Source organism: Silanimonas algicola (genome assembly GCF_054777375.1).
This window is the reverse complement of sequence record NZ_BAAHAS010000003.1, coordinates 372,501-395,091: the sequence shown is the minus strand read 5'-3', so window position 1 is coordinate 395,091 and position 22,591 is coordinate 372,501. Positions and strand designations below refer to the sequence as shown.

Genomic DNA, 22,591 nt, shown 5'->3' with positions numbered 1-22,591 from the left:
CACGCAGGACTCCGCCATGCTCTCGATGAAGCAGCTCTCCAAGGTCTACCAGACCCACATGATCGAAACCCACGCGCTGCGCGGCATCGACATGCAGGTGCGCGAAGGCGAGTTCGTCGCCGTCACCGGCCCCTCCGGCTCGGGCAAGACCACCTTCCTCAACATCGCCGGCCTGCTCGAGGAGTTCACTGGCGGCGAGTACCACCTCGACGGCGTCGATGTCCGCGGCCTCGACGACAACCAGCGCTCGCGCCTGCGCAACGAGAAGCTCGGCTTCATCTTCCAAGGCTTCAACCTGATCCCCGACCTCAATCTCTTCGACAACGTCGACGTGCCACTGCGCTACCGCGGGTTCAAGGGGCCGGAGCGCAAGCAACGCATCGAGGAGGCCCTTGCCAAGGTGGGCCTCGCCTCGCGCATGAAGCACTACCCCGCCGAGCTCTCCGGCGGCCAGCAGCAGCGCGTCGCCATCGCCCGCGCGCTCGCCGGCAGCCCGCGCCTGCTGCTCGCCGACGAACCGACCGGCAACCTCGACACGCAGATGGCCCGGGGCGTGATGGAGCTGCTGGAGCAGATCAACGCGGAGGGCACCACCATCGTGATGGTGACGCACGACCCGGAGCTCGCCGCGCGCGCGCAGCGCAACATCCACATCGTCGATGGCCAGGTCGTCGACCTGCAGCGCCTCGCGACCGCCGCCTGAGGACCTCGCCATGTTCCGCTACTACCTCAAGCTCGGCCTCAAGAGCCTGCGCCGCGCCCCGGTGCTCACCGCTCTGATCGTCATGATCCTCGCCGTCGGCATCGGCGCCAGCATGACCAGCCTGACGATGCTCCTCGTCATGGCCGGCGACCCGATCCCGCAGAAGAGCGACCGCCTCTTCGTGCCGCAGATCGACATCGGCCCGATGAACGGCAGCTACCGACCCAACGAGGAGCCCGAGCGCCAGATGAGCTGGACCGACGTCGAGAACCTCTTGCGCGACGCCAAGGGCCTGCGCCAGACCGCGCTGTACGGCGTGGCGCCGGCCATCGATGCCGGCCGCGACGATCTGCCGCCGTTCCGCGAGGACGCCATGGCGACGACCCGCGACGTGTTCCCGATGTTCGACATGCCCTTCGTGGCGGGTGGCCCGTGGAGCGCCGAGGACGACACCCGCGGCGCGGACGTCGCGGTGATCGGCCACGAGCTCGCCGAGCGCGTGTTCGGCACCACCGAGGTGGTGGGCCGTCGCCTGCGCATCGACGACCGGGACTACACCGTCACAGGCGTGCTCGGCGAATGGAGCCCGACGCCGCGCTTCTACCGGATCAACGGCTCGGGCGTCGACAGCAACGTGCATCGGCTGTGGCTGCCGATCCGCAACACGATCGGCCGCGAGTGGAACAACAACGGCTGGACGAACTGCAACGGCGAGGTGGAGCCGGGCTTTGCGGGCTTCCTGAAGTCCGACTGCACCTGGCTGCAGTACTGGGTGGAACTCGAGCGTGCCGGGGACCGACAGGCCTTCGAGGACTACCTGGCCGCCTACGTCGCCGAGCAGAAGACGCTGGGCCGCCTGCCGCGCCCGGAGAACAACCGCCTGCGCGACGTCGGTGAGTGGCTGCAGTTCAGCGGCGCCGTCAGCAACGACACCCGGATGGCGACGTGGATCTCGTTCGGCTTCCTGCTGGTCTGCCTGGTCAACGTGGTCACGCTGATGCTGGCGAAGTTCACCGCCCGCGCCGGCGAGATCGGCGTTCGCCGCGCCCTCGGCGCCACCCGCTCGGAGATCTTCCGGCAGAGCCTCGTCGAAGCCGGCGTGCTCGGCGCCGCCGGCGCCGTGCTGGGCCTGGGGCTGGCCCTCTACGGCATCGAACTCGTCAACGGCCGACTCTCCGGGGCCGAGGACTTCTACGCCATGCACCCGTCGCTGATGGTCGGGACCGTCGCGCTCGGCCTCCTCGCGGCCCTGGTCGCGGGCCTGCTGCCCACGTGGCAGGCCTGCCAGGTGCGCCCCGCCATCCAGTTGAAGAGCCAGTGAGCCCTGCCATGGAACTCAAGCCCATCCTCTCCGCGATGCGCCACCGCAAGACCGGCGTCCTGCTGATCGCCCTGCAGGTCGCGCTGACGCTCGCCATCCTCGCCAACGCGCTCTATGTCGTCCGCGACCGCATGAAGGAATCCCAGCGCCCGACCGGCGTCGAGGACGCCCTCGTCTTCCATGTCGGCATCACCGACAAGGAGCGCGACACCACGGGCTCGGTGGTCGAGGCCGACCTTGCCGCCCTGCGCGCGATGCCGGGGGTCGTCAGCGCGTCGGTGGTCAACCAGGTCCCGCTGTCCAACAGCGGCAACAACTCCGGCTTCGACGTGAAAGCGAACGTCGAGAACAGCCTGACCACGGCCGCGACCTACATCACCAGCGCGAACATCGCGGAGACCTGGGGCCTGCGCGTCGTCGAAGGCCGCACGTTCCGCACCGACGAGGAGCTCTTCATCGACGAGGACCTCACCGGCCAGCCCGATCCGACGGTCGCGCTGGTGTCCTCGACGATGGCGAAGGTGCTCTACCCCAACGAGACGTCGGTGGTCGGCAAGCCCCTGTACTGGGGCGGCACCGGCCCGATCGAGATCATCGGCGTCGTCGACACGCTGGTGACCCCGTGGGGGCGGGCCTCCTGGGGCGGTGGCGACGGCAACCATTCGGTCGTGTTCGCGGCCCGCCGCGCCGGCAACTGGGGCACGTACGCGATCCGCGTCGACGACGTCGCCAACCTGCAGCGTCTCATCGGCGAGTCGCAGGCGATGCTGCAGGCCCGCGTCCCCGGGCGGATGGTCGAGTTCGCCTCCACCATGACGGAGACGCGCGAGCGACGCTACGAGGGCGAGCACACCATGATCAACGGCCTGCTGATCGTCATGGCCCTGCTGCTGGCGATGACGGCGAGCGGCATCGTCGGCCTCGCCTCGCTGTGGGTGAACCAGCGCCGCAAGCAGATCGGCGTCCGCCGGGCGCTCGGTGCGCGGCGCATCGACATCCTGCGGCTGTTCGTGACCGAGAACGTGCTGATCACCACGGGCGGCATCGTGGTCGGCTGCGGGCTGGCACTCGGGCTCAACGCCCTGATGATGGACCAGCTCGAATTGTCCAAGCTGCCGCTCGGCTACCTGGGCGTCGGATCGGCGGTGCTGCTGGTCCTCGGCGTGGCGGCGGTCCTCGGCCCGGCCCTGCGCGCCGCCTCCGTGCCGCCGGCAGTGGCCACGCGGAGCGCCTAAACTCGGCCGATGCCCACCCTCCTTGTCATCGACGACAACGCCGGCGTCCGCACCGCGCTCGACGTGCTGTTCTCCCTGCATGAGCTGCGCGTCCTCGGGGCGGAGAGCCCCGAGGAGGGTCTCGCCCTGCTGGACCGCGAGCGGATCGACCTCGTGCTGCAGGACATGAACTTCACCGCCGACACCACCTCCGGCGAGGAAGGCATCGCGCTGTTCCACGAGATCCGGCGTCGCCATCCCGACATGCCGGTGATCCTGCTCACCGCCTGGACGCAGGTGGAAACCGCGGTGAGCCTGATGAAGTCCGGCGCCGCTGACTACCTCGGCAAGCCTTGGGACGACCACAAGCTGCTCGCCAGCGTGCGCAACCTGCTCGAACTGTCCGACACGCGTCGCGCACTCGAGCACTACCGGACGGCGGAGCGGCGGCGGCGCGAAGGCCTCGGTGGACGCTTCGACCTGCGCGGCATCGTCTACGCCGACCCGGCCATGGAACGCGTGCTTCAGATCGCCACGCAGGTCGCCGGCGCCGACGTCCCGGTGCTGATCACCGGCCCCAACGGCAGCGGCAAGGAAAAGGTCGCCGAGGTGCTGCAGGCCAACTCGGCCGTACGGCACGGCCCGTTCGTCACGCTGAACTGTGGCGCGATGCCGAGCGAACTGATCGAGGCCGAGCTGTTTGGCGCCGACGCCGGGGCGTACACCGGTGCCACGAAGGCACGCGAGGGCAAGTTCGAGGCCGCCGACGGCGGCACGCTGTTCCTCGACGAGATCGGCAACCTGCCCATGGCCGGCCAGATGAAGCTGCTGCGCGTCCTGGAGACCGGCCGCTTCGAGCGTCTCGGCAGCAACCGCGAGCGGCAGGTCAAGGTGCGGGTCCTCAGTGCGACCAATGCCGACCTCCCTGCGATGATCCGCGAGGGCCGCTTCCGCGAAGACCTCTACTACCGGCTCAACCTGATCGAGTTGCGGGTGCCGCCGCTGGCCGAGCGTCCACTCGACGTGCTGCCCCTTGCCGAGCATTGCCTCGCCGGCAGCGGCAAATCGCTCGACGACAGCGCGCGCCGCGCCCTGCAGGCGCATGCGTGGCCGGGCAACGTGCGCGAGCTGAAGAACACGATGGCGCGCGCCGCCCTGCTGTCGACGTCATCGACGATTGGGGCCGCGGATCTCGGCTTGCCGGCAAGCACCGCCCTCCGGGCCGCGCGCGGCAACGAGGGCGCCGCAGAGACGGAGGAGCCCGACCGCACCAGCATCGAGGCGGCGCTCAAGCGCCACCGCGGCGTGCTCGCGCAGGCGGCCGCCGAGCTGGGGCTTTCGCGGCAGGCCTTGTACCGGCGGCTCGAGCGCCTCGGGATCGACCGCGAATCGATGCCGTGAGCCGTTCCCTGCCCTTGCCGGTGGTGCCCTCGTGACCCGCTGGCGCGTCTCGCTCGCCGGCCAGTTCGCGCTGCGCGTGCTGCCGCTGCTCGCGGGGGGCGTCGCCCTGGCCCTCGCGCTTCAGGCGTGGCTCGATGACGCCGTGCTCGCCGGCGCGATCGCCGTCGTCGCCTCCGGCCTGGTGCTGCTGTGGCTGCTCGGCGCCTGGCTGTCGCCCGTCCGCTCCCTGATCCGCGCCCTCACCGGCACGGCGCTCAGCTACCGCGACGGCGACTACAGCTTCGGCCTGCGCTGGCCGCGCAACGACGAGCTCGGCGACCTCGTCGCCGGCCACAACGCCATCGGCGATGCCCTGCGGGAGAAGCAGCTGCAGCTGGTGCAGCGCGAGCTGCTTCTCGACACCATGGTGCAGAACACGCCGGTGGCGATGGTTCTGCTGGACACCCAGCAGCACGTGGTCTTCGCCAACGTGGCGGCGCGCAAGCTGCTCGGCGAAGGGCGCCGCCTCGATGGCCATGCGCTGGGCGGCCTGCTCGGCGGCCGCGACGATGCCCTCGCCGAAGCGCTGCGCCACGGCGCGGCGGGCGTGTTCAGCACCGGCGATGGCGAGGACGACGACGTCTACCACCTCGCCACGTCGGCCTTCCGGCTGAATGGTCGCGCCCACACCCTGCTGCTGGTCCGGCAGATCACCACCGAATTGCGCCGGCAGGAGGTGCAGACGTGGAAAAAGGTGATCCGCGTCATCAGCCACGAGCTCAACAACTCGCTGGCGCCGATGGCCTCGCTCGCACACAGCGGCGCGGAGCTCGCGCGTCGCGGCCAGATCGACAAACTCCCCACCGTGTTCGCCACCATCGAGGAGCGCGCCCGCCATCTCGACGGCTTCCTGCGCGACTACGCGCGCTTCGCCAAGCTGCCGCAGCCCCGCATCGAGGCGCATGACCCGATCGCCATCGTCGAGCGCCTGCAGAGCCAGATCGGCTTCACGGTCGAGGGTCCCATCCCGCAGGAGCCGCTGCGCGCCGACGGGGCCCAGCTCGAGCAGGCCCTGCTCAATCTGCTGAAGAACGCGCACGAAGCCAGCCCGCCCGACGCGGACGTCAGCGTTCGGCTGCGCCACGTCAACGGCGACTGGCGCATCGACGTGCTGGACCGCGGCACCGGCATGAGCGAGGCCGTCATGGCCAATGCGCTGGTGCCGTTCTACTCGACCAAGCGCAGCGGCACCGGCCTTGGCCTCGCGCTGGTCCGCGAGATCATCGAGGCGCACGGCGGACGCATCGGGCTGGCCAACCGCGAAGGCGGCGGCTTGAGCGTCAGCCTCGTGTTGCCCGGCTGATCCGCCTCAGGGCCGTGCCCAGCGGCGGACGAGGTTCTGGTAGACGTGCACCAGCCGGTCGATATCCGGGTCGTCCGACGCATGCCGGCTCGAGAGCGACTGGATGCTCGCATCGAGGTCGAACAGCATCGTCCGCGCCGCGGCATCGGCGACCGCGCTCTGGATCCAGGTGATGGCACAGATCCGCTCGCCGCGCGTCACTGGCGTGACCTGATGCAGGCTCGAGGAGGGGTACAGCACCATGTCGCCAGCGGCGAGCTTCACCGACTGCGCACCGAACTCGCCCTCGATCTGCAATTCACCGCCGTCGTAGTCCTCGGGTGCCGACAGGAACAGCGTGGCGGACAGGTCGGCACGGAGACGCGTGGCGCTTCCGGGCACGTGCATCAGCGCTGCATCGCTGTGGATCCCGTAGTGGCCACCGTCACGATAGGCATTGAAGACCGGCGGGACGATGCGCTCGGCGAGCGACGCAGCGAGGAATCGCGGCGTGCGTCCAAGGCGGCCCAGGATCAAGTCGCGGAGCGCCTTGCCTTCCGGGTCCTCGCGGTCGACCTGCAGGTTCTGCTTCACGGCGATACTGCGACTGCCTGCGGTCGAACGACCATCGACCCAGCGGGCACGATGGAGCCGCTCGATCGCCTCGCGGACCTCGCTGGCACGCAGGACGTTCTCGATGACGATCAGCATGCGATGCCTCCGGCTTGGGGATGATGGATGGCGTCGGCCGTGATGGCGGCCAGCGTCGGACAACCGGCGAGGGCCATGGTCAATTCGAGGTCCTCGCGAAGCAGCTTGACGACGTGGGCCACGCCCAGTGCACCGGCCACGGCGAGGCCCTGCGCGTAGGGACGCCCCACCATCACGGCATCCGCGCCCAGGGCCAGCGCCTTGAACACATCGCTGCCGGAACGGACGCCACCATCCACCAGCACCGGCACATCGGGCCCCAGGGCCGCGCGCACCGCCGGCAGCATCGCCAAGGCCGCGGGGGCCGCCTCCAGTGCGCGACCGCCGTGGTTCGACACGATGACGCCGTCGCAACCGAGCGCAACGACCTGCCGGGCGTCGCCCGGGCGCAGGATGCCCTTCGCCACGATCGGCAACGCGGTCACCGATCGAAGCCAGGCGACATCCTCCACACGCGGCGCGTAACGCATCATCCCCCGGAGGATCAGACTCTCGCCCGGCGGCACGACCACCGGGGCGATCGGCGCGAAGCCCTCGAGATTCACCGCCGACACGTCCTCCGGAAGCCGGAATCCCGCCTTCAGTGCCGCATGGCTGGCCGGTTTCACCGGCACGTCCAGCGTCACCACGATGGCCGCGCAACCCGCCTCCTCGGCCGCACGCACGAGCGCGAGGCTCTGCGAGCGCTCGGGCTGCAGGTAGAGCTGGAACCACGGCGCCACGGCTGCAGCCTCCGCGACCTCCGCGATCCGCCGCGACGCGAAGCTGCTGATCACGAGTGGCGTCTCGAGCGCGCCGCGCGCGGCTTCCACCTCGCCCTCCGGATGCAGCAGGCGCTGGTAGCCGATCGGGCCCAGCAGCATGGGATGCTCGAGGGGGCGGCCGAACAAGGCGGTGCGTGTATGGCCTGCTGTGCAGTCGACCAGCACCCGGGGAAGGATGCTGCAGGCCTCGAAAGCGCGTCGATTCGCCTCCAAGGCCTGCAAGCCGCCGGTCCCGCCGTGAAGCCACGCCCACGTGGGCTCGTCCATGAACCCCGGGGCCAACCGCTCGTAGTCACGCAGGGCGACCACGTCGGCGGGCAGTGTGGCGAGCTTCTGGCGTTGGCGGTTGGACATCGCGACGCCGAATTCAGAACTTGCCCGTCAGGGTAAGCCGCAGGCTCCGGCCGTCGCCAAGGTATGCGAAGCCGCCCGAGCGATAGGCCGACAGGTAATAGCGCTTGTCGCCGAGGTTCAAGGCATTGAGGCGGAGATCGAGCCGCTCGTTGATGTCGAACTCGAGGAAGGCACCAAACACCGTGGCCGACGGCACGCGGATGTTCGGCTTGCCGAAGTTCGGCCCAGGCACGCCGGCGACGAGGGTGGTGTTGATCGCCGCCGCTCCGTCAGGCTGGCCGGCGAACATCTCGCTCTGGTAGGTGGCGTTCGCCCCCACGCTGAAGCGCTCCGTCCACTGGTACTTGAGCTGGGCGTCGAAGGCACGGTCGGCGAAGTTCGACAGTGGCTGGCCGATGTTGGTCGCACCGGCGGCGATCGCCGCGGCGCTGAGGCTGCTGTTGCTGGATTCCAGCATCTCCGAATCCATCACCGTCGCCGAAATCTGCCCGCTCAGGCGGTCGGTGAGGTTTCCGGTTGCACCGAGCTCGATGCCGCGCACGCGGTGCTTCCCGCCGTTGAGCTGTCCGCCGTTGGCCACGTAGCTGTTCACCCCACCCTCGAAGAGGTCGCGCTTGGTGGTCTCGAAGACCGCCGCGGTGAGCAGCAGCTGGTCGTCGAGCAGATTCCACTTGGTGCCAAGTTCAAGATTGCGAGAGCGCTCCGGATCGCCCTCGAACACCACGTCGCCATTGGTCGGGTCGGTGACGGTGCAAAGGCCGCCGTAGCCGCAGTTCGTGCCGACGTCCGACTCGCCGCCGTTGATGTCGGCACCGGTCGACCACGCGAGGTAGACGATGCCATTCCCGGCGGGCTTGAAGCTCACGCTGGCGTTGTAACCCCACACGGCGTCGCCGGTCACGTAGTCGGCCGTCACTGCGCCCGTCGTTGCGTTGAAGGTGGTCAGGCGGAAATCGTAGTCGTCCACGCGGACACCACCCGCCACGGTCCACCGTTCGTCCAAGCGGATCGAGTCCATCAGATAGGCGGCCCGTGTCTCGACGGCCCAGGCACTGGTGGGCAGGGTGTTCCGCACGATGCCGGCACGTCCGACGAGCTCATCGAAGTTCGACAACCGGTTGCCAGCGCCATCGGTGACGCACCACGCGTTCAGCGCCACGCCGCTGCCATTGATGCAGTTGAACGCCCCCGTCGCGGTGAACCCGTAGCCACCGGTGGTTCCTGCGCCATGGCGGCCAAGGACGTCGTAGTCGGTGTACTCGAGGCCGGCGACGAGGGAGTGCTCCAGCGCGCCGGTGTTGAACTTCCCGACGAGGTTGAGCCTGTCCGCGAAGTAATCGATGTCCTGCCAACCCGTGCGCGTGTTGCTGATGCGGTAGTCGATCGCACCAGGAGCCTGCGGGTCGTTGGCGCCGCGATTGAAGCGCGAAGCCTGCGTCGTCACGTAGCCACCGTCGGTCCGCCCCCAGCGTGCGGTGTTCTCGAGCGTGAAGGCCTGGTTGAGTTCGATGCCGAGCCGCAGGGTGAGGATGTCGACGTCCCCGTTCTGGAAGTCTTCCGCCTGTGCGTACGACGGGATGTCGGTGAAGGGCTGGCCGCCGGCGTCCAGGCCGGCAATCGCCTGCCCGAGATCGCTGCGGTCACGACCACCCACGTGGTAGTAGTCGGCCAGCACGCTGACGCGTTCGGTCGCCTCGACGCGAGCCGCGAGCGCGACGCCGCGCCGCTCGCGGTGGGCAGGATCGCGGTCCGGCACGTCCTCCTGCGTGTGGAGCAGGTTGCTGCGAACGGCGACACGATCACCGAGCACGACATTGCTGTCGACCGTCGTGCGCAGATGCTCGTCGGTACCTACGCTCACGTCGACGTTATGGAAGTCGTACTCAAGGCTGGCTTGCTTGCTGATCGCGTTCACCGCACCACCGGACGCACCGCGACCGGCGAAGGTGGCGCTCGGCCCCTTGGTGATCTCGATCTGCTCGACCGCGAAGCTTTCGCGCGCCTGCAAGCCGGGATCGCGCAGACCATCGACGAAGACGTCGCTGCGCGCTTCCTGCCCGCGGATGATGTAGCGGTCGCCGAACTGGTTGCCGCCTTCGCCGGTGCCGATGGTGATTCCCGGCTGCGCGTCGAGGATCGCGCGAAAATCCGTGCGGCCGGACTCCTCCAGCTGCGTCTCGGTCACGACAGTCAGCGTCGCCGGGGTGTCGGCCAACGGCAGGGCGCGACGCGAATCCCCCGAGACGCGCGCTTTGTAGGGCGCACCTTCGCTCGTGTAAGGATTGACGTCGGCGGCGCGCCCTTCGATGCGCAGCGTGTCGAGTTCGATTTCCTCGTCGGCGGGCGCGGCACCGGCGACCTGCGCATGCGCAAGGCTCAGCGTGGCGGCGGAGAGGCCGACCGCGAGCAGGGTTTGCTGGCCGAAACGGAGCGACGCGGGTCGACGAACGGGATTCGGGGGCGGGGACACAGGGGGATTCCTTCTTCAATCGGTGGTGAGGGCGTAGTCGATCGGCAGCGATAGCGTCAGCTCGTCACGGTCGATGGATCGGGGGATGCGCGGCAGCGGCGAGACGCGGCGCAGGAGTTCGACGGTGGCGTCGTCCAGCAGGGCGTGGCCGCTGCCGCGCCTGATGTCGGCGGACAGCACGTGGCCGTCGCGATCGATGCGGAATCGCACCACCACAACCCCTTGCTGTCGGGCCTGCTTCGCTTCCGCGGGATAGGTCTTCCGGCGGTTGAGGTGGGCGCTGATCACCGCGAAGTAGTTCCGTTCCTGCCGCGTCAGCGCGCCGCGCGGTGCCGGCTCCGTTGGCCGGGAGTCCACGACCACGTCCCCAGCCCCGGGGGAGTCCTCCATCGCGGCATCGTTCGGTTCGGCGGCGCTCGCGTCCGCGACTGGCGCGGTCGGTGGCAGCGGGGCAGCGTCGACGGCGCCATCGGCCCGCGGAAGAGGATCGGGCGAAGGCGTTTTCGCAGGCGGCGGCATCCTCTCGACCGGCGCCGCCTGGGGTTTTTGCCACGACGGCGCGGCAGGCGGCGGCTCGGCGGCGGGCGGCATCGACGCGATCGGGGTCTCGGCGGCCGCCACCGAGGCGAGCGCCACGTCGAACACCGGCACGGCGTCCGGCGGACGCGTGCGCTCGTGCAAACGCCCGAGCAGGGCAACGAGTACCAACCCATGCAGGACGCCAGCGACAACGAAGCCGGCAAGCCAGGGAGCACGGGGCGCAGCGACGCGAGCCAACATCACGGTGCCGTTGCCGCCTCGAGGCCCACGAGGGCGATGCGACGATAGCCGGCAGCATGCAGCGCATCCATCGTCGCCATGAGGCGTTCATACGGCACGCGTCGATCCGCTTGGACGTGGATGCGTGCATCCCGATCCCCGCCGGTGGCACGCACCAAAGCGTTCCGCAGCGCGGCCGTTTCGACCGTCTGGCCATCGAGACGCATCTCGCCTGCGATCGGCAGCATCAACACGACCGGGCGATCCGCACGTGGCGTCGGAGTTGCGCTCGACGACGGCAGTTCGACCCCCACGTCCACCGTCGCAAGCGGCGCCGCGACCATGAAGATAATCAGCAACACGAGCATCACGTCGATGAACGGCGTGACGTTCATTTCGTGGGCGATCGCGAGCGCCTCGCGATCGGAAGCCAGCTTGATCGCCATCCGACGGCCTCAGTCGGCCAACCGGCCGCGACTCAGCTCCCGCGACACGAGTCGCAGCAGCGCCGCCGACGCGTCGGCGACGTCCGCACGATAGGACGCGATGCGGCGCGCGAAATGGTTGTAGATCACCACCGCCGGAATGGCCGCCGCGAGGCCGATCGCCGTCGCCAGCAGGGCCTCGGCGATACCCGGCGCGACGACGGCGAGGTTGGTCGTCTGCTTCTCGGCAATGCCGATGAAGCTGTTCATCACACCCCAGACCGTGCCGAAGAGTCCCACGAACGGCGCGGTCGCACCGATGGTGCCGATCATCGTCACGCTCTGCGTCATGCGTCGGGCAAGGGCGGACTCATGGCGGTCCAGCCGCGACACCAGACGCTCCTTCAAGCCCTCGGTGTCGGCGATGCCCCCCCGGGAAAGGGCGATTTCCGCCATCGCTTCGCGAAAGATCGTTGCGGAGCGGGCGTTGTCGTCCAACGCATCCAGCGACGATGCCGCGTCGAGTGCGTCGCGCAGCGCCACGGTGCCGCGGCCGAGGCGACGCAGTTCGACCTCCTTCGCGACCAGTGCCGCCCAGGTCACCAGCGAGGCGAGCAGCAGGCCCAACATCACCGCCTTCACGACCCAGTCGGCCGCGAGGACCATCCCCCATACCGACAGGTCGGACGGCAGGCCCGAGGGGATGGCCGCTGACGAGGGAAGGACGGCGGAGCCCAGTGGCGGGAAGATCAACGCAAGCATCGGAATCTCAACGAAAAAGTGCTGCGAACGGCGCCGCACGAGAGCGTCAAGATAGCGTGATAGCGTATTTAATGCAAATCACTCGTATTTGATTCAACGAGAAGAAGGGGGCGACGCCTCGTTGCTTCAGCGCTCCGTTTTCTTCGCGGGCCGCTGCCACGCCGCGATGCTGACCTGCTTGCCGCGCGCCACGGTGAGCTGCCCTTCCGGGGCGTCCTTGGTCACCACCGATCCCGCGCCGATCGTCGCCATCGCGCCGATCTTCACCGGTGCGACCAGCGAGCTGTTGCTGCCGATGAAGGCGCCGTCGCCGATCGTGGTGGTCCACTTGTTCACGCCGTCGTAGTTGCAGGTGATGGTGCCGGCGCCGACGTTCACCTTGGCGCCGATCACGGCGTCGCCGAGGTAGCTGAGGTGATTCGCCTTGCTGCCCTGGCCCATCGTGGTCTTCTTCGTCTCGACGAAGTTGCCGATATGCACGCCCTCGCCGAGCTGGGTGCCCGGGCGCAGGCGGGCGAACGGGCCGATGGTGCAGTTCGACGCGGTCACCGCACCCTCGAGGTCGCTGTGCGCGGCGACGACGGTGCCGGCCCCGAGCGTGACGTCCTTCAGGCGGCAGAACGGGCCGACCACCACGCCATCGCCGAGTTCGACGTGGCCCTCGAGGATCACATCCACGTCGATGCGTACGCCCTGCCCGACCACGACCGTGCCGCGCTGGTCGAAACGCGAAGGGTCGGCGAACTGGACGCCCTGCTCGGCCAGCGCCCTCGCGCAGCGGCGCTGGTAGGCGCGCTCGAGCTGCGCGAGCTGCCAAGGGTCATTGGCTCCTTCCACTTCGCCGGCGTCGGCGACAGCCACTGCCTTCGCTGCCCGGCGTTCCGCTGCGGCCATCGCGAACACATCGGTGAGGTAGTACTCGCGCTGCGCGTTGTCGTTGCGCAAGTTCGCGAGCCAGCGCCTCAACGCCGCCCCATCGGCGGCGATCAGGCCGGTGTTGATCGTCTTCACCGCACGCTGCTCCGGCGTCGCGTCCTTCTGCTCGACGATCGCCTGAACGCGACCCGCAGGATCCACCAGAACGCGGCCATACCCCGTCGGGTCCGGGAGCTCCGCCACCAGCACCGCGAGGGCCGCATCGACCGCCACCAGCGGACGGAGGGATTCGGCGCGAACCAGCGGTACATCGCCGTACAGCACCAGCACGCGGGCGTCATCGGGGAGGCCCGGGAGTGCCTGCTGCACCGCGTGGCCGGTGCCGAGGCGGTCTTTCTGCTCCACCCACGTGAGATCGGCATCGTTCTTGAAGGCCTCGCGCACCGCCTCGCCGCCGTGGCCATAGACGACGTGGATGTGCGTCGCGCCGAGCGCCCGCGCGGTGTCGATCACGTGGCCGAGCATCGGCCGCTTCGCGACCGGCTGCAGCACCTTGGGCAGGGTCGACTTCATGCGCCTGCCCTCGCCAGCAGCGAGGATGACGACGTGGAGGGCGGCGGGCGGCGCGACGGACATGAGTCGATCCATGGTCGAAAACGCCATTCTAGGTCGAGGCGACATCGCCGATGCCGATGCCGATGCCGTAGCGAGGCTCGCCCCCGGGCACTCGATCACCGAACGCCAACGAAAAACGCCGGCGCGAGGCCGGCGTTCCGGGTCAACGCAGCGCGCCGGTCCATCCGGCGCGGCGGCGTCAGTGCTTGAGGTTCTTGCGCAGACGCTCGAGCGCCTGCAACTGGGCCATCGCCTGCGCGAGCTTCGCCTGGGCCTCCGCGACCTCCATCGCCTCCGCGCGGTTGGCGAGGATGCGCTCGGCCTCCTCCTTCGCCTTGATCGCCGCCGCCTCGTCGAGGTCGTGGGCGCGGACGACGGTGTCGGCCAGCACGGTCACGACCTGCGGCTGCACTTCGAGCATGCCGCCCGAAACGTAGAAGTCGAGCTTCTCGCCGTTGGGCTGGGTCACGATCACCTTGCCCGGACGCAGGCGCGTGATCAGCGGTGCGTGGCGCGGCGCGATGCCGATCTCACCGAGCTCGGCGGTCGCGACGACCAGCGTCGCATCGCCGTGGAAGATTTCCTTCTCGGCGCTGACGATGTCGCAGCGGATGGTCGTGGTCATGTCGGGTTATCCGTGGATCAGGCCGCGGCCAGCTTCTTGGCCTTCTCGAAGGCCTCGTCGATGCCGCCGACCATATAGAACGCCTGCTCCGGCAGGTCATCGCACTGGCCGTCGACGATCATCTTGAAGCCGCGGATCGTCTCCTTCAGCGTCACGTACTTGCCCGGCGACCCCGTGAAGACCTCGGCCACGTGGAACGGCTGCGAGAAGAAGCGCTCAGCCTTGCGGGCGCGCGACACCACCTGCTTGTCCTCTTCCGACAGCTCGTCCATGCCGAGAATCGCGATGATGTCCTTCAGCTCCTTGTACTTCTGGAGCGTGGCCTGGACCTTGCGGGCCGTGTCGTAGTGCTCGTTGCCGATCACGTTCGGGTCGAGCTGGCGCGAGGTCGAATCGAGCGGGTCGACCGCCGGGTAGATGCCCAGCGAGGCGATCTGGCGCGACAGCACGACGGTCGCGTCGAGGTGGGCGAAGGTGGTCGCCGGCGACGGATCGGTCAGGTCGTCCGCGGGCACGTACACGGCCTGGATCGAGGTGATGGAACCGGTGCGCGTCGAGGTGATGCGCTCCTGCAGCACGCCCATTTCCTCGGCGAGCGTCGGCTGGTAGCCCACGGCCGACGGCATACGGCCCAGCAGCGCCGACACTTCGGTACCGGCCAGCGTGTAGCGGTAGATGTTGTCGACGAAGAACAGCACGTCGCGGCCCTTGCCCGAGGCGTCCTTCTCGTCGCGGAAGTACTCGGCCATGGTCAGGCCGGTCAGCGCGACGCGCAGGCGGTTGCCCGGCGGCTCGTTCATCTGGCCGTACACCATCGCGACCTTGTCGAGGACGTTCGAGTCCTTCATCTCGTGGTAGAAGTCGTTGCCCTCGCGGGTACGCTCACCGACGCCGGCGAAGACCGACAGGCCCTCGTGCGCCTTCGCGATGTTGTTGATCAGCTCCATCATGTTGACGGTCTTGCCGACGCCGGCGCCGCCGAACAGTCCGACCTTGCCGCCCTTGGCGAAGGGGCACATCAGGTCGATCACCTTGATGCCGGTCTCGAGCAGTTCCTGGCCACCGGCCTGGTCGGCGTACGCCGGGGCCGCGCGGTGGATTTCCCAGTTCGTCTCGGCGGCCACCGGGCCGGCTTCGTCGATCGGGTTGCCGAGCACGTCCATGATGCGGCCCAGCGTGGCCTTGCCGACCGGAACGCTGATGGCCTTGCCGGTGTTCACGGCGACGAGGCCGCGCTTGAGGCCGTCGGTCGAGCCGAGCGCAATGGCACGGACGATGCCGTCGCCCAGCTGCTGCTGGACTTCGAGCGTGATCTCGGTGCCGGTCACCTTCAGGGCGTCGTACACCTTCGGCACCTGGTCACGCGGGAACTCGACGTCGACGACGGCGCCGATGATCTGGACAAGCTTGCCTTGGCTCATGGTGGGTTCCTCGGAAGTTGATGCTGTGGGGCGCGCCGCTTAGACCGCTGCGGCGCCGCCGACGATTTCGGAGATTTCCTGCGTGATCGCCGCCTGTCGGGCCTTGTTGTAGACCAGGTTCAGCGTGCCGATCAGCTTGGTGGCGTTGTCGGAGGCCGCCTTCATCGCGACCATGCGCGCGGCGTGCTCCGAGGCCAGGTTCTCGAGCACGGCCTGGTAGACCAGCGACTCGACGTAACGCGTGAGCACATGGTCCAGCACCGTGTGCGGATCCGGCTCGTAGATGTAATCCCAATCATGCTTCGACGCCAGCGACTCCTCCGCCTGCAGCGGCAGCAGCGGATGGAGCGTCGGCTTCTGGGCCATCGTGTTGATGAAGTCGTTGAAGCACAGGACGACGCGATCGATCCGTCCGTCGGCGTAGCGATCGAGCAGCGTCTTGGTCACGCCGATCAGCTGCGCCAGCTCCGGCTGCTCGCCGAGGTGCGTCACGGAGCCGAGCATGTCGACCTTCAGGCGACGGAAGAACGTGGCCGCCTTCTGCCCGACGCAGACGACGTCGACCTCGGCGCCCTTCGACTGCCAGTCACGGATATCCGCGAGGATGCGGCGGAACAACTGCGAGTTGAGGCCGCCGCAGAGGCCACGGTCGGTCGACACGATGAGGTAGCCGACGCGCTTGACGTCCGTACGCTCCGCCATGAACGGATGCACGTAGTCGGTGTTCGCGTGCGCGATGTGGCCAACGACCTGCTTCATGAGGCGCGCGTAGGGACGCGACGCCTTCATCTTGTCCTGCGCCTTGCGGATCTTGGACGCCGAGACCATTTCGAGCGCACGCGTCACCTTGCGGGTGTTCTGCACGCTCTTGATCTTGGTTTTGATTTCGCGGCCGCCTGCCATGGGAGTGCTCTCTCGCTCTCGCTTACCAGCTGCCGGTCGTCTTGAACTCGGCGATCAGGGCCTTGAACTCGCCCTCGATCTCCTTGTCCCACGCGCCGGTCGAAACGATCTTCTCGGCCAGGGCGTTGCGGGTGTTGACGAGGTGGGCGTGCAGACCGGCCTCGAACGCGCCGATTTTGGCGAGCGGCACGTCGTCCATGTGGCCTTCGTTGACGGCGTAGATGGACAGGGCCATCTGCGCGATCGACATCGGCGCGTACTGCTTCTGCTTCATCAGCTCGGTGACGCGCTGGCCACGCTCGAGCTGCTTGCGGGTGGTTTCGTCGAGGTCCGAAGCGAACTGCGCGAAGGCCGCGAGCTCGCGGTACTGCGCGAGCGAGATGCGGATGCCGCCCGACAGCTTCTTCATGATCGTGGTCTGCGCGGCACCACCGACGCGCGACACCGAGATGCCGGCGTTCACGGCCGGGCGGATGCCGGCGTTGAACAGGTCGGTCTCGAGGAAGATCTGGCCGTCGGTGATCGAGATCACGTTGGTCGGCACGAAGGCCGAGACGTCACCGGCCTGGGTCTCGATGATCGGCAGAGCGGTCAGCGAGCCGGTCTGGCCCTTGACGGCGCCGTCGGTGAACTTCTCGACATACTCGGCCGAGACGCGCGCGGCGCGCTCGAGCAGGCGCGAGTGCAAGTAGAACACGTCGCCCGGGTAGGCTTCGCGGCCCGGCGGGCGGCGCAGCAGCAGCGAGATCTGGCGGTAGGCGACGGCCTGCTTCGACAGGTCGTCGTACACGATCAGGGCGTCCTGGCCGCGGTCCATGAAGTACTCGCCCATCGCGCAACCGGCGTACGGGGCAATGTACTGCATCGCGGCCGATTCGGACGCGGAGGCCGCGACGATGATCGTGTGGGCCAGCGCGCCGTTCTCTTCGAGCTTGCGGACCACCGCGGCGATCGAGCTGGCCTTCTGGCCGATCGCGACGTAGACGCACTTCACGCCCGTGTTCTTCTGGTTGATGATCGCGTCAATCGCCATCGCGGTCTTGCCGGTCTGGCGGTCGCCGATGATCAGCTCGCGCTGGCCGCGGCCGATCGGAATCATCGCGTCGACGGATTTGTAGCCGGTCTGCACGGGCTGGGCCACCGACTGGCGCCAGATCACGCCCGGAGCCACGCGCTCCACCGGGGAACTCAGCGAGGCGTTGATCGGCCCCTTGCCGTCGATCGGGTTGCCGAGCGCGTCGACGACGCGGCCGAGCAATTCCGGACCGACCGGCACTTCGAGGATGCGGGCAGTCGTCTTCGCGACCATGCCCTCGCAGAGGTGCTCGTAGTCGCCGAGGACGACGGCGCCGACCGAGTCGCGCTCGAGGTTCAGGGCCAGCGCGAAGGTGTTGCCGGGCAGCTCGATCATCTCGCCCTGCATCGCGTCGGCGAGGCCGTGGATGCGGACGATGCCGTCCGACACCGAGGTGACGGTGCCTTCATTGCGGGCTTCGGCCGAGAGCTTCAGCTTCTCGACGCGCTGCTTGATCAGTTCGCTGATTTCGGACGGGTTGAGCGTCTGCATGGTCGTTCCTGGGCCGGCACGAGGCCGACGTTCAATGGGGAATCAGTGGGTCAGGGCGGTCTCGAGGCGCGCCAGCTTGCTGCGCACGGAACCGTCGATCACGACATCGCCGGCGTCGATGACGGCGCCGCCGATCAGGCTTTCGTCGATCGCGGTTTCCAGCTCGACATCCTGCTGGAAACGCGCCCGGAGCGACTCGCGCAGCTTGGACAGCGCGGCGTCGTCGAGCGGTGCCGCCGAGGTGACCTTCGCACGCACGATCTTCTGCGCTTCGGCGCGAAGGGCCTCGAACAACGCAGCGACCTCCGGCAGCAACGCGATGCGGCGGTTTTCCGCCAGCACGGACAGGAACTGCAGAAAACCCGCGTCGAGGTCACCCGGGGGAGCCACCAGACCCGCCGCGTCGCCCGCGGCGAGGTTAGGGTGCTCGATCAGCGCGGATACGCGCGGATCCGAAGAAAGCTGGGCCGCGACCGACAAGGCCTTGGACCAGCCGCCGAGGTCGCCGCGCTCCTTCGCCAACGCGAAGGCGGCGCGGGCGTAGGGGCGTGCAAGCGTGAAGGCCTGGCTCATCGTCGGCCTCAGATCTGCGCGGCGAGTTCGTCGATCAGCGCGGCATGCGCCTTGGCATCGATCTCGCGACCGATGACGCGGCCCGCACCGGCGACGGCGATGGCGCCCACCTGCTTGCGCAGATCTTCGCGTGCGCGGAACGCCGACGCGTCGATCTCGGCCTGTGCAAGTGCCAGCTGGCGGCCTCCCTCGGCGATGGCGTCGTTCTTGGCCTGCTCGATGATCTGGGCAGCGCGGGCTTCCGCCTTGGCAATGATCTCGTTGGCCTGGGCGCGGGCCTCACGCAGGGCCTCTTCGACCTTCGTCTGGGCCTGGGCGAGATCCTTCTGGCTACGCTCGGCGGCCGCGAGGCCTTCAGCGATCTTCTGCTGGCGCTCTTCGATGGCGGCCAGCAGCGGCGGCCAGATCTTGGTCGCGATGATCCAGATCAGGCCGGCGAAGGCCAGACCCTGGGCGAACAAGGTGAAGTTCAGGTTCATGGGTGCGCTCGGTCGTTCGTGCGCCGGCGCGTGTTCACGCCGGCAGTGTCGCGAAGGGCGCGGCGCGAAGGCCGCACCCGGTCTGGCTCAGGCGATCAGGCGCCGAAAGCCTTGGCCAACTGCTCGCCGATGCCGCCGATCAGCGGGTTGGCGAAGGCGAACATCAGGCCAACGGCGACCGTGATGATGAACGCGGCGTCGATCAGGCCGGCGGTAATGAACATGCGGACCTGCAGGACGGGGATCAGCTCCGGCTGGCGAGCGGCGGACTCGAGGAACTTGCCGGCCATGTTGGCCATACCGATCGACGCGCCGAGCGCGGCGAGGCCGATCATGAAGCCGATGGCCAGGATGGTGAAGGACTGGATGTCGGCAAAGGCGGTCAGGATGTTCGAGATGTCCATGGTGCACTCCGGGTGTAACTAAGGGTTGAAGGGAAAGCGATGAATCAAAAAGGTGTTGCTGGATCGACGCCGCGGTCACGGCGCTGGAACGTGACGCGGAACCGTCAGTGGTGCTCTTCCATCAGGCTCAGATAGACGATGGAGAGCATCATGAAGATGAAGGCCTGCAGCGGGATCACGAGCAGGTGGAACAGCATCCAGCCGAGGCCGAAAGCGCCGCCAGCCAAGGCGCCGGCGAAGCCCGCGCTGCCCAGCACCCAGATCAGCAGGAAGACGATCTCCCCGCCGTACATGTTGCCGAAGAGACGCATCGCCAGGGAAATCGGCTTGCTGAGCAGTTCAACGAAGTTGAGCAGCAGGTTGGCCGGGAACATCCACTTGCCGAAAGGGGCGGTGAACAGCTCATGGATGAAGCCGCCCAAACCTTTCGCACGAAGCGCGAAGAAGATCATCAGGATGAACACCGAGAACGACATGCCCAGCGTCGCGCTGACGTCGGCAGTGGGAACCGGCTTCCAATAGTTGAACTTCTCCGGACTGGACGAGCCCAGGACCTCGGCAACCAGCATGGCGACCTGGCCCATGGGGATCGCGATGAAGTCCGCCGGGATCATCTTCAACGTGTTCAGCACGAGGATCCAGCAGAACAGGGTGATCGCGATCGGAGTCACCAAACGGCTGTTGCCGTGATACGCATCCTTGACCTGCTTGTCGACGAACTCGAGGACGATCTCCACGAACGCCTGCCAGCGACCCGGGACGCCCGCAGTCGCCTTCCGCGTCGCGAGCCAGAAAAAGAAACACATGACCAAGCCAACGACGACCGAGGTCGCAAGCGTGTCCAGATGCAACACCCAAAACCCACCGTCATCAACCTGGATTGCCAGGTTCTTCAGGTGGTGCTGGATGTATTCGGTAGGGTTCGCGTACTCGGTCGCCATGGTCCGCTTCAAATTCGCCTAAATGTCACCGTAGCCGCGGCGTAGGCCGCATATGCCACCACTGCCCCCAGCGCCACCGCCCAGACCACGGCGCCCTCGCGAGCGGCCATGGCGGTCAGACCGGCGAGAGCAAGCACCCAACGCCCGATCGTCGCGGCGACGGCCCGAAACGCCGCCGACTCCGCAGCCTGCACTCCACCACCCAGCGCATACGCGCCGGAGGCGAGAACGGCCACGAGCACGATCGCGGCGCCCGCCAACGCATCCCAAGCAGCATTCGGCGCGACCAGCAGCAGCGCGAAAACAAGCCCAGCACACGCCATGGCCTGCAATGCCGCAAGATGCCTCAGGTAGCGCCGGGACTCTGCGGAGAACATGGAACGATCTCGACAAAATGCCGTATGCCTAGACGCGGAAGTTTAGCATGCTCGCGAGGCAAGCCTCAATGCTGATGCCATATCGACACGCGATCACCTGGCACCGGCGAATGGCGTCAAACCTTCACGCATCCTGCATTTCCAATCAGGATTCGGCACCCACCAGGCGATGAATGGAGGCTCACGATCAGGCCGCCGATGTCGGAATCGGCCTCCGATTTGTGCAAAGAAAAACCCCGCCCTATGAGGGGCGGGGTTTAGGTGTAAGGCCCTGGCGATGACCTACTCTCGCATGCGGATGCACACTACCATCGGCGCGTGCGCGTTTCACTTCCGAGTTCGGGATGGGATCGGGTGGTTCCACGCAGCTATGTTCACCAGGGAGAGGGTGGAGGGTCGCTGTTGCCTGTTGGCTCAAGCGCTCACGCTCTCATAGGGTCTTGTGACGTAACAGTTTGGTTTGACTTGTCTTCTGTGTCGAAGGGCAAGGCAACTTGAGGTTATATGATCAAGCCGCACGGATCATTAGTATCGGTAAGCTCAATGCATTACTGCACTTACACACCCGACCTATCAACGACGTAGTCTTCATCGTTCCTTTAGGGGACTTGTGTCCCGGGAGATCTCATCTTGAGGCGCGCTTCCCGCTTAGATGCTTTCAGCGGTTATCGCTTCCGAACATAGCTACCCGGCAGTGCCACTGGCGTGACAACCGGAACACCAGAGGTTCGTCCACTCCGGTCCTCTCGTACTAGGAGCAGCCCCTCTCAAATCTCCAACGCCCACGACAGATAGGGACCGAACTGTCTCACGACGTTCTGAACCCAGCTCGCGTACCACTTTAAATGGCGAACAGCCATACCCTTGGGACCGACTACAGCCCCAGGATGTGATGAGCCGACATCGAGGTGCCAAACACCGCCGTCGATATGAACTCTTGGGCGGTATCAGCCTGTTATCCCCGGAGTACCTTTTATCCGTTGAGCGATGGCCCTTCCATACAGAACCACCGGATCACTAAGACCTACTTTCGTACCTGCTTGATCCGTCGATCTTGCAGTCAAGCACGCTTCTGCCTTTGCACACATTGCGCGATGTCCGACCGCGCTGAGCGTACCTTCGTGCTCCTCCGTTACTCTTTGGGAGGAGACCGCCCCAGTCAAACTACCCACCATACATGGTCCCCGACCCGGATAACGGGCCCAGGTTAGAACGTCAAGCACATCAGGGTGGTATTTCAAGGATGGCTCCACCGAAGCTGGCGCCTCGGTTTCATAGCCTCCCACCTATCCTACACAGACGAACTCAACGTTCAATGTAAAGCTATAGTAAAGGTTCACGGGGTCTTTCCGTCTTGCCGCGGGAACGCTGCATCTTCACAGCGATTTCAATTTCACTGAGCCTTGGGTGGAGACAGCGCCGCTGTCGTTACGCCATTCGTGCAGGTCGGAACTTACCCGACAAGGAATTTCGCTACCTTAGGACCGTTATAGTTACGGCCGCCGTTTACTGGGGCTTCGATCAAGAGCTTCGCTTGCGCTGACCCCATCACTTAACCTTCCAGCACCGGGCAGGCGTCACACCCTATACGTCCACTTTCGTGTT

Annotated in this window: 21 protein-coding genes and 2 rRNA genes (1 of these 23 running past the window's edge); 5 read left to right on the top strand and 18 right to left on the bottom strand. The window is 67.2% G+C overall.

Features of this window, described 5'->3' with window-relative positions; translation table 11 throughout:
• Positions 1-16: 16 nt before the first annotated feature.
• Genes ACYVAK_RS11935 through ACYVAK_RS11915 form a run of 5 tightly spaced genes read left to right on the top strand, consistent with a single transcriptional unit; the run spans position 17 to position 5,981 of the window.
• Positions 17-703: an ABC transporter ATP-binding protein gene (locus ACYVAK_RS11935; protein WP_461062140.1), complete on the top strand. Its 687-nt coding sequence runs from the start codon at positions 17-19 to the stop codon at positions 701-703.
• Between the two features lie 10 nt (positions 704-713).
• On the top strand, positions 714-2,024 hold the full coding sequence (locus tag ACYVAK_RS11930) for an ABC transporter permease (RefSeq protein WP_461061237.1): 1,311 nt from the start codon (positions 714-716) through the stop codon (positions 2,022-2,024).
• 8 nt (positions 2,025-2,032) lie between these two features.
• Complete coding sequence (locus ACYVAK_RS11925; protein WP_461061234.1) at positions 2,033-3,259, top strand: ABC transporter permease; 1,227 nt, start codon at positions 2,033-2,035, stop codon at positions 3,257-3,259.
• Between the two features lie 9 nt (positions 3,260-3,268).
• Positions 3,269-4,639, top strand: a complete 1,371-nt coding sequence (locus ACYVAK_RS11920) for a sigma-54-dependent transcriptional regulator (protein WP_461061232.1) — start codon at positions 3,269-3,271, stop codon at positions 4,637-4,639.
• Positions 4,640-4,670: 31 nt separating this feature from the next.
• Positions 4,671-5,981, top strand: a complete 1,311-nt coding sequence (locus ACYVAK_RS11915) for a sensor histidine kinase (protein WP_461061230.1) — start codon at positions 4,671-4,673, stop codon at positions 5,979-5,981.
• Between the two features lie 6 nt (positions 5,982-5,987).
• Here ACYVAK_RS11915 and ACYVAK_RS11910 read toward each other — a convergent pair whose 3' ends face one another.
• The 18 genes from ACYVAK_RS11910 to ACYVAK_RS11825 form a co-directional block, all read right to left on the bottom strand.
• Complete coding sequence (locus ACYVAK_RS11910) at positions 5,988-6,671, bottom strand: Fe2+-dependent dioxygenase (protein WP_461061228.1); 684 nt, start codon at positions 6,669-6,671, stop codon at positions 5,988-5,990.
• Positions 6,665-7,789, bottom strand: a complete 1,125-nt coding sequence (locus ACYVAK_RS11905) for an alpha-hydroxy acid oxidase (protein ID WP_461061226.1) — start codon at positions 7,787-7,789, stop codon at positions 6,665-6,667. The genes ACYVAK_RS11910 and ACYVAK_RS11905 overlap by 7 nt, the downstream gene beginning before the upstream one ends.
• Positions 7,790-7,802: 13 nt before the next feature.
• Positions 7,803-10,259, bottom strand: coding sequence for a TonB-dependent receptor (locus tag ACYVAK_RS11900; protein WP_461061224.1), 2,457 nt, complete (start codon positions 10,257-10,259; stop codon positions 7,803-7,805).
• A gap of 15 nt (positions 10,260-10,274) precedes the next feature.
• Positions 10,275-10,910, bottom strand: a complete 636-nt coding sequence (locus ACYVAK_RS11895) for an energy transducer TonB (protein WP_461061222.1) — start codon at positions 10,908-10,910, stop codon at positions 10,275-10,277.
• 128 nt (positions 10,911-11,038) lie between these two features.
• Positions 11,039-11,464 (bottom strand): biopolymer transporter ExbD, encoded by a 426-nt coding sequence (locus tag ACYVAK_RS11890; RefSeq protein ID WP_461061220.1) that lies wholly within the window; start codon positions 11,462-11,464, stop codon positions 11,039-11,041.
• 9 nt (positions 11,465-11,473) lie between these two features.
• Entirely contained in the window at positions 11,474-12,205 is a 732-nt protein-coding gene (gene exbB / locus ACYVAK_RS11885) for a tonB-system energizer ExbB (protein WP_461061218.1), read from the bottom strand.
• Positions 12,206-12,331: 126 nt separating this feature from the next.
• Positions 12,332-13,717 carry a bifunctional UDP-N-acetylglucosamine diphosphorylase/glucosamine-1-phosphate N-acetyltransferase GlmU gene (glmU, locus tag ACYVAK_RS11880; RefSeq protein ID WP_461061216.1) on the bottom strand — a complete coding sequence of 462 codons (1,386 nt, stop codon included), beginning with the start codon at positions 13,715-13,717 and terminating at the stop codon, positions 12,332-12,334.
• Positions 13,718-13,895: 178 nt separating this feature from the next.
• A complete protein-coding gene (locus ACYVAK_RS11875) occupies positions 13,896-14,321 on the bottom strand; it encodes a F0F1 ATP synthase subunit epsilon (protein ID WP_461061214.1) in 426 nt (141 codons plus the stop codon).
• A 17-nt stretch (positions 14,322-14,338) separates the two neighbouring features.
• The gene (atpD, locus tag ACYVAK_RS11870) at positions 14,339-15,742 is read right to left on the bottom strand and encodes a F0F1 ATP synthase subunit beta (protein ID WP_461061212.1); all 1,404 of its coding nucleotides are present in this window, start codon (positions 15,740-15,742) and stop codon (positions 14,339-14,341) included.
• A gap of 39 nt (positions 15,743-15,781) precedes the next feature.
• The gene (gene atpG, locus ACYVAK_RS11865) at positions 15,782-16,645 is read right to left on the bottom strand and encodes a F0F1 ATP synthase subunit gamma (RefSeq protein WP_461061210.1); all 864 of its coding nucleotides are present in this window, start codon (positions 16,643-16,645) and stop codon (positions 15,782-15,784) included.
• A gap of 22 nt (positions 16,646-16,667) precedes the next feature.
• Complete coding sequence (gene atpA / locus ACYVAK_RS11860; protein ID WP_461061208.1) at positions 16,668-18,212, bottom strand: F0F1 ATP synthase subunit alpha; 1,545 nt, start codon at positions 18,210-18,212, stop codon at positions 16,668-16,670.
• Positions 18,213-18,254: 42 nt separating this feature from the next.
• On the bottom strand, positions 18,255-18,785 hold the full coding sequence (locus tag ACYVAK_RS11855) for a F0F1 ATP synthase subunit delta (protein WP_461061206.1): 531 nt from the start codon (positions 18,783-18,785) through the stop codon (positions 18,255-18,257).
• An 8-nt stretch (positions 18,786-18,793) separates the two neighbouring features.
• On the bottom strand, positions 18,794-19,264 hold the full coding sequence (locus tag ACYVAK_RS11850) for a F0F1 ATP synthase subunit B (RefSeq protein WP_461061204.1): 471 nt from the start codon (positions 19,262-19,264) through the stop codon (positions 18,794-18,796).
• Between the two features lie 95 nt (positions 19,265-19,359).
• Entirely contained in the window at positions 19,360-19,668 is a 309-nt protein-coding gene (atpE, locus tag ACYVAK_RS11845) for a F0F1 ATP synthase subunit C (RefSeq protein ID WP_461061202.1), read from the bottom strand.
• Positions 19,669-19,772: 104 nt separating this feature from the next.
• Positions 19,773-20,609 carry a F0F1 ATP synthase subunit A gene (atpB, locus tag ACYVAK_RS11840; RefSeq protein WP_461061200.1) on the bottom strand — a complete coding sequence of 279 codons (837 nt, stop codon included), beginning with the start codon at positions 20,607-20,609 and terminating at the stop codon, positions 19,773-19,775.
• Between the two features lie 8 nt (positions 20,610-20,617).
• Entirely contained in the window at positions 20,618-20,986 is a 369-nt protein-coding gene (locus ACYVAK_RS11835; protein WP_461061198.1) for a hypothetical protein, read from the bottom strand.
• Positions 20,987-21,255: 269 nt separating this feature from the next.
• Positions 21,256-21,368 (bottom strand): 5S ribosomal RNA (gene rrf, locus ACYVAK_RS11830).
• Between the two features lie 122 nt (positions 21,369-21,490).
• Positions 21,491-22,591, bottom strand: a 23S ribosomal RNA gene (locus tag ACYVAK_RS11825); it runs 1,750 nt beyond the window's last position.

Coding starts and splice junctions, on each gene's coding strand:
- atpB (WP_461061200.1), bottom strand. CDS start 20,609: ATGGCGACCGAGTACGCGAACCCTACCGAATACATCCAGCACCACCTG.
- atpD (WP_461061212.1), bottom strand. CDS start 15,742: ATGAGCCAAGGCAAGCTTGTCCAGATCATCGGCGCCGTCGTCGACGTC.
- atpE (WP_461061202.1), bottom strand. CDS start 19,668: ATGGACATCTCGAACATCCTGACCGCCTTTGCCGACATCCAGTCCTTC.
- ACYVAK_RS11925 (WP_461061234.1), top strand. CDS start 2,033: ATGGAACTCAAGCCCATCCTCTCCGCGATGCGCCACCGCAAGACCGGC.
- ACYVAK_RS11850 (WP_461061204.1), bottom strand. CDS start 19,264: ATGAACCTGAACTTCACCTTGTTCGCCCAGGGTCTGGCCTTCGCCGGC.
- ACYVAK_RS11835 (WP_461061198.1), bottom strand. CDS start 20,986: ATGTTCTCCGCAGAGTCCCGGCGCTACCTGAGGCATCTTGCGGCATTG.
- ACYVAK_RS11905 (WP_461061226.1), bottom strand. CDS start 7,789: ATGTCCAACCGCCAACGCCAGAAGCTCGCCACACTGCCCGCCGACGTG.
- ACYVAK_RS11855 (WP_461061206.1), bottom strand. CDS start 18,785: ATGAGCCAGGCCTTCACGCTTGCACGCCCCTACGCCCGCGCCGCCTTC.
- ACYVAK_RS11910 (WP_461061228.1), bottom strand. CDS start 6,671: ATGCTGATCGTCATCGAGAACGTCCTGCGTGCCAGCGAGGTCCGCGAG.
- ACYVAK_RS11920 (WP_461061232.1), top strand. CDS start 3,269: ATGCCCACCCTCCTTGTCATCGACGACAACGCCGGCGTCCGCACCGCG.
- ACYVAK_RS11890 (WP_461061220.1), bottom strand. CDS start 11,464: ATGGCGATCAAGCTGGCTTCCGATCGCGAGGCGCTCGCGATCGCCCAC.
- exbB (WP_461061218.1), bottom strand. CDS start 12,205: ATGCTTGCGTTGATCTTCCCGCCACTGGGCTCCGCCGTCCTTCCCTCG.
- atpA (WP_461061208.1), bottom strand. CDS start 18,212: ATGCAGACGCTCAACCCGTCCGAAATCAGCGAACTGATCAAGCAGCGC.
- ACYVAK_RS11930 (WP_461061237.1), top strand. CDS start 714: ATGTTCCGCTACTACCTCAAGCTCGGCCTCAAGAGCCTGCGCCGCGCC.
- atpG (WP_461061210.1), bottom strand. CDS start 16,645: ATGGCAGGCGGCCGCGAAATCAAAACCAAGATCAAGAGCGTGCAGAAC.
- glmU (WP_461061216.1), bottom strand. CDS start 13,717: ATGTCCGTCGCGCCGCCCGCCGCCCTCCACGTCGTCATCCTCGCTGCT.
- ACYVAK_RS11875 (WP_461061214.1), bottom strand. CDS start 14,321: ATGACCACGACCATCCGCTGCGACATCGTCAGCGCCGAGAAGGAAATC.
- ACYVAK_RS11935 (WP_461062140.1), top strand. CDS start 17: ATGCTCTCGATGAAGCAGCTCTCCAAGGTCTACCAGACCCACATGATC.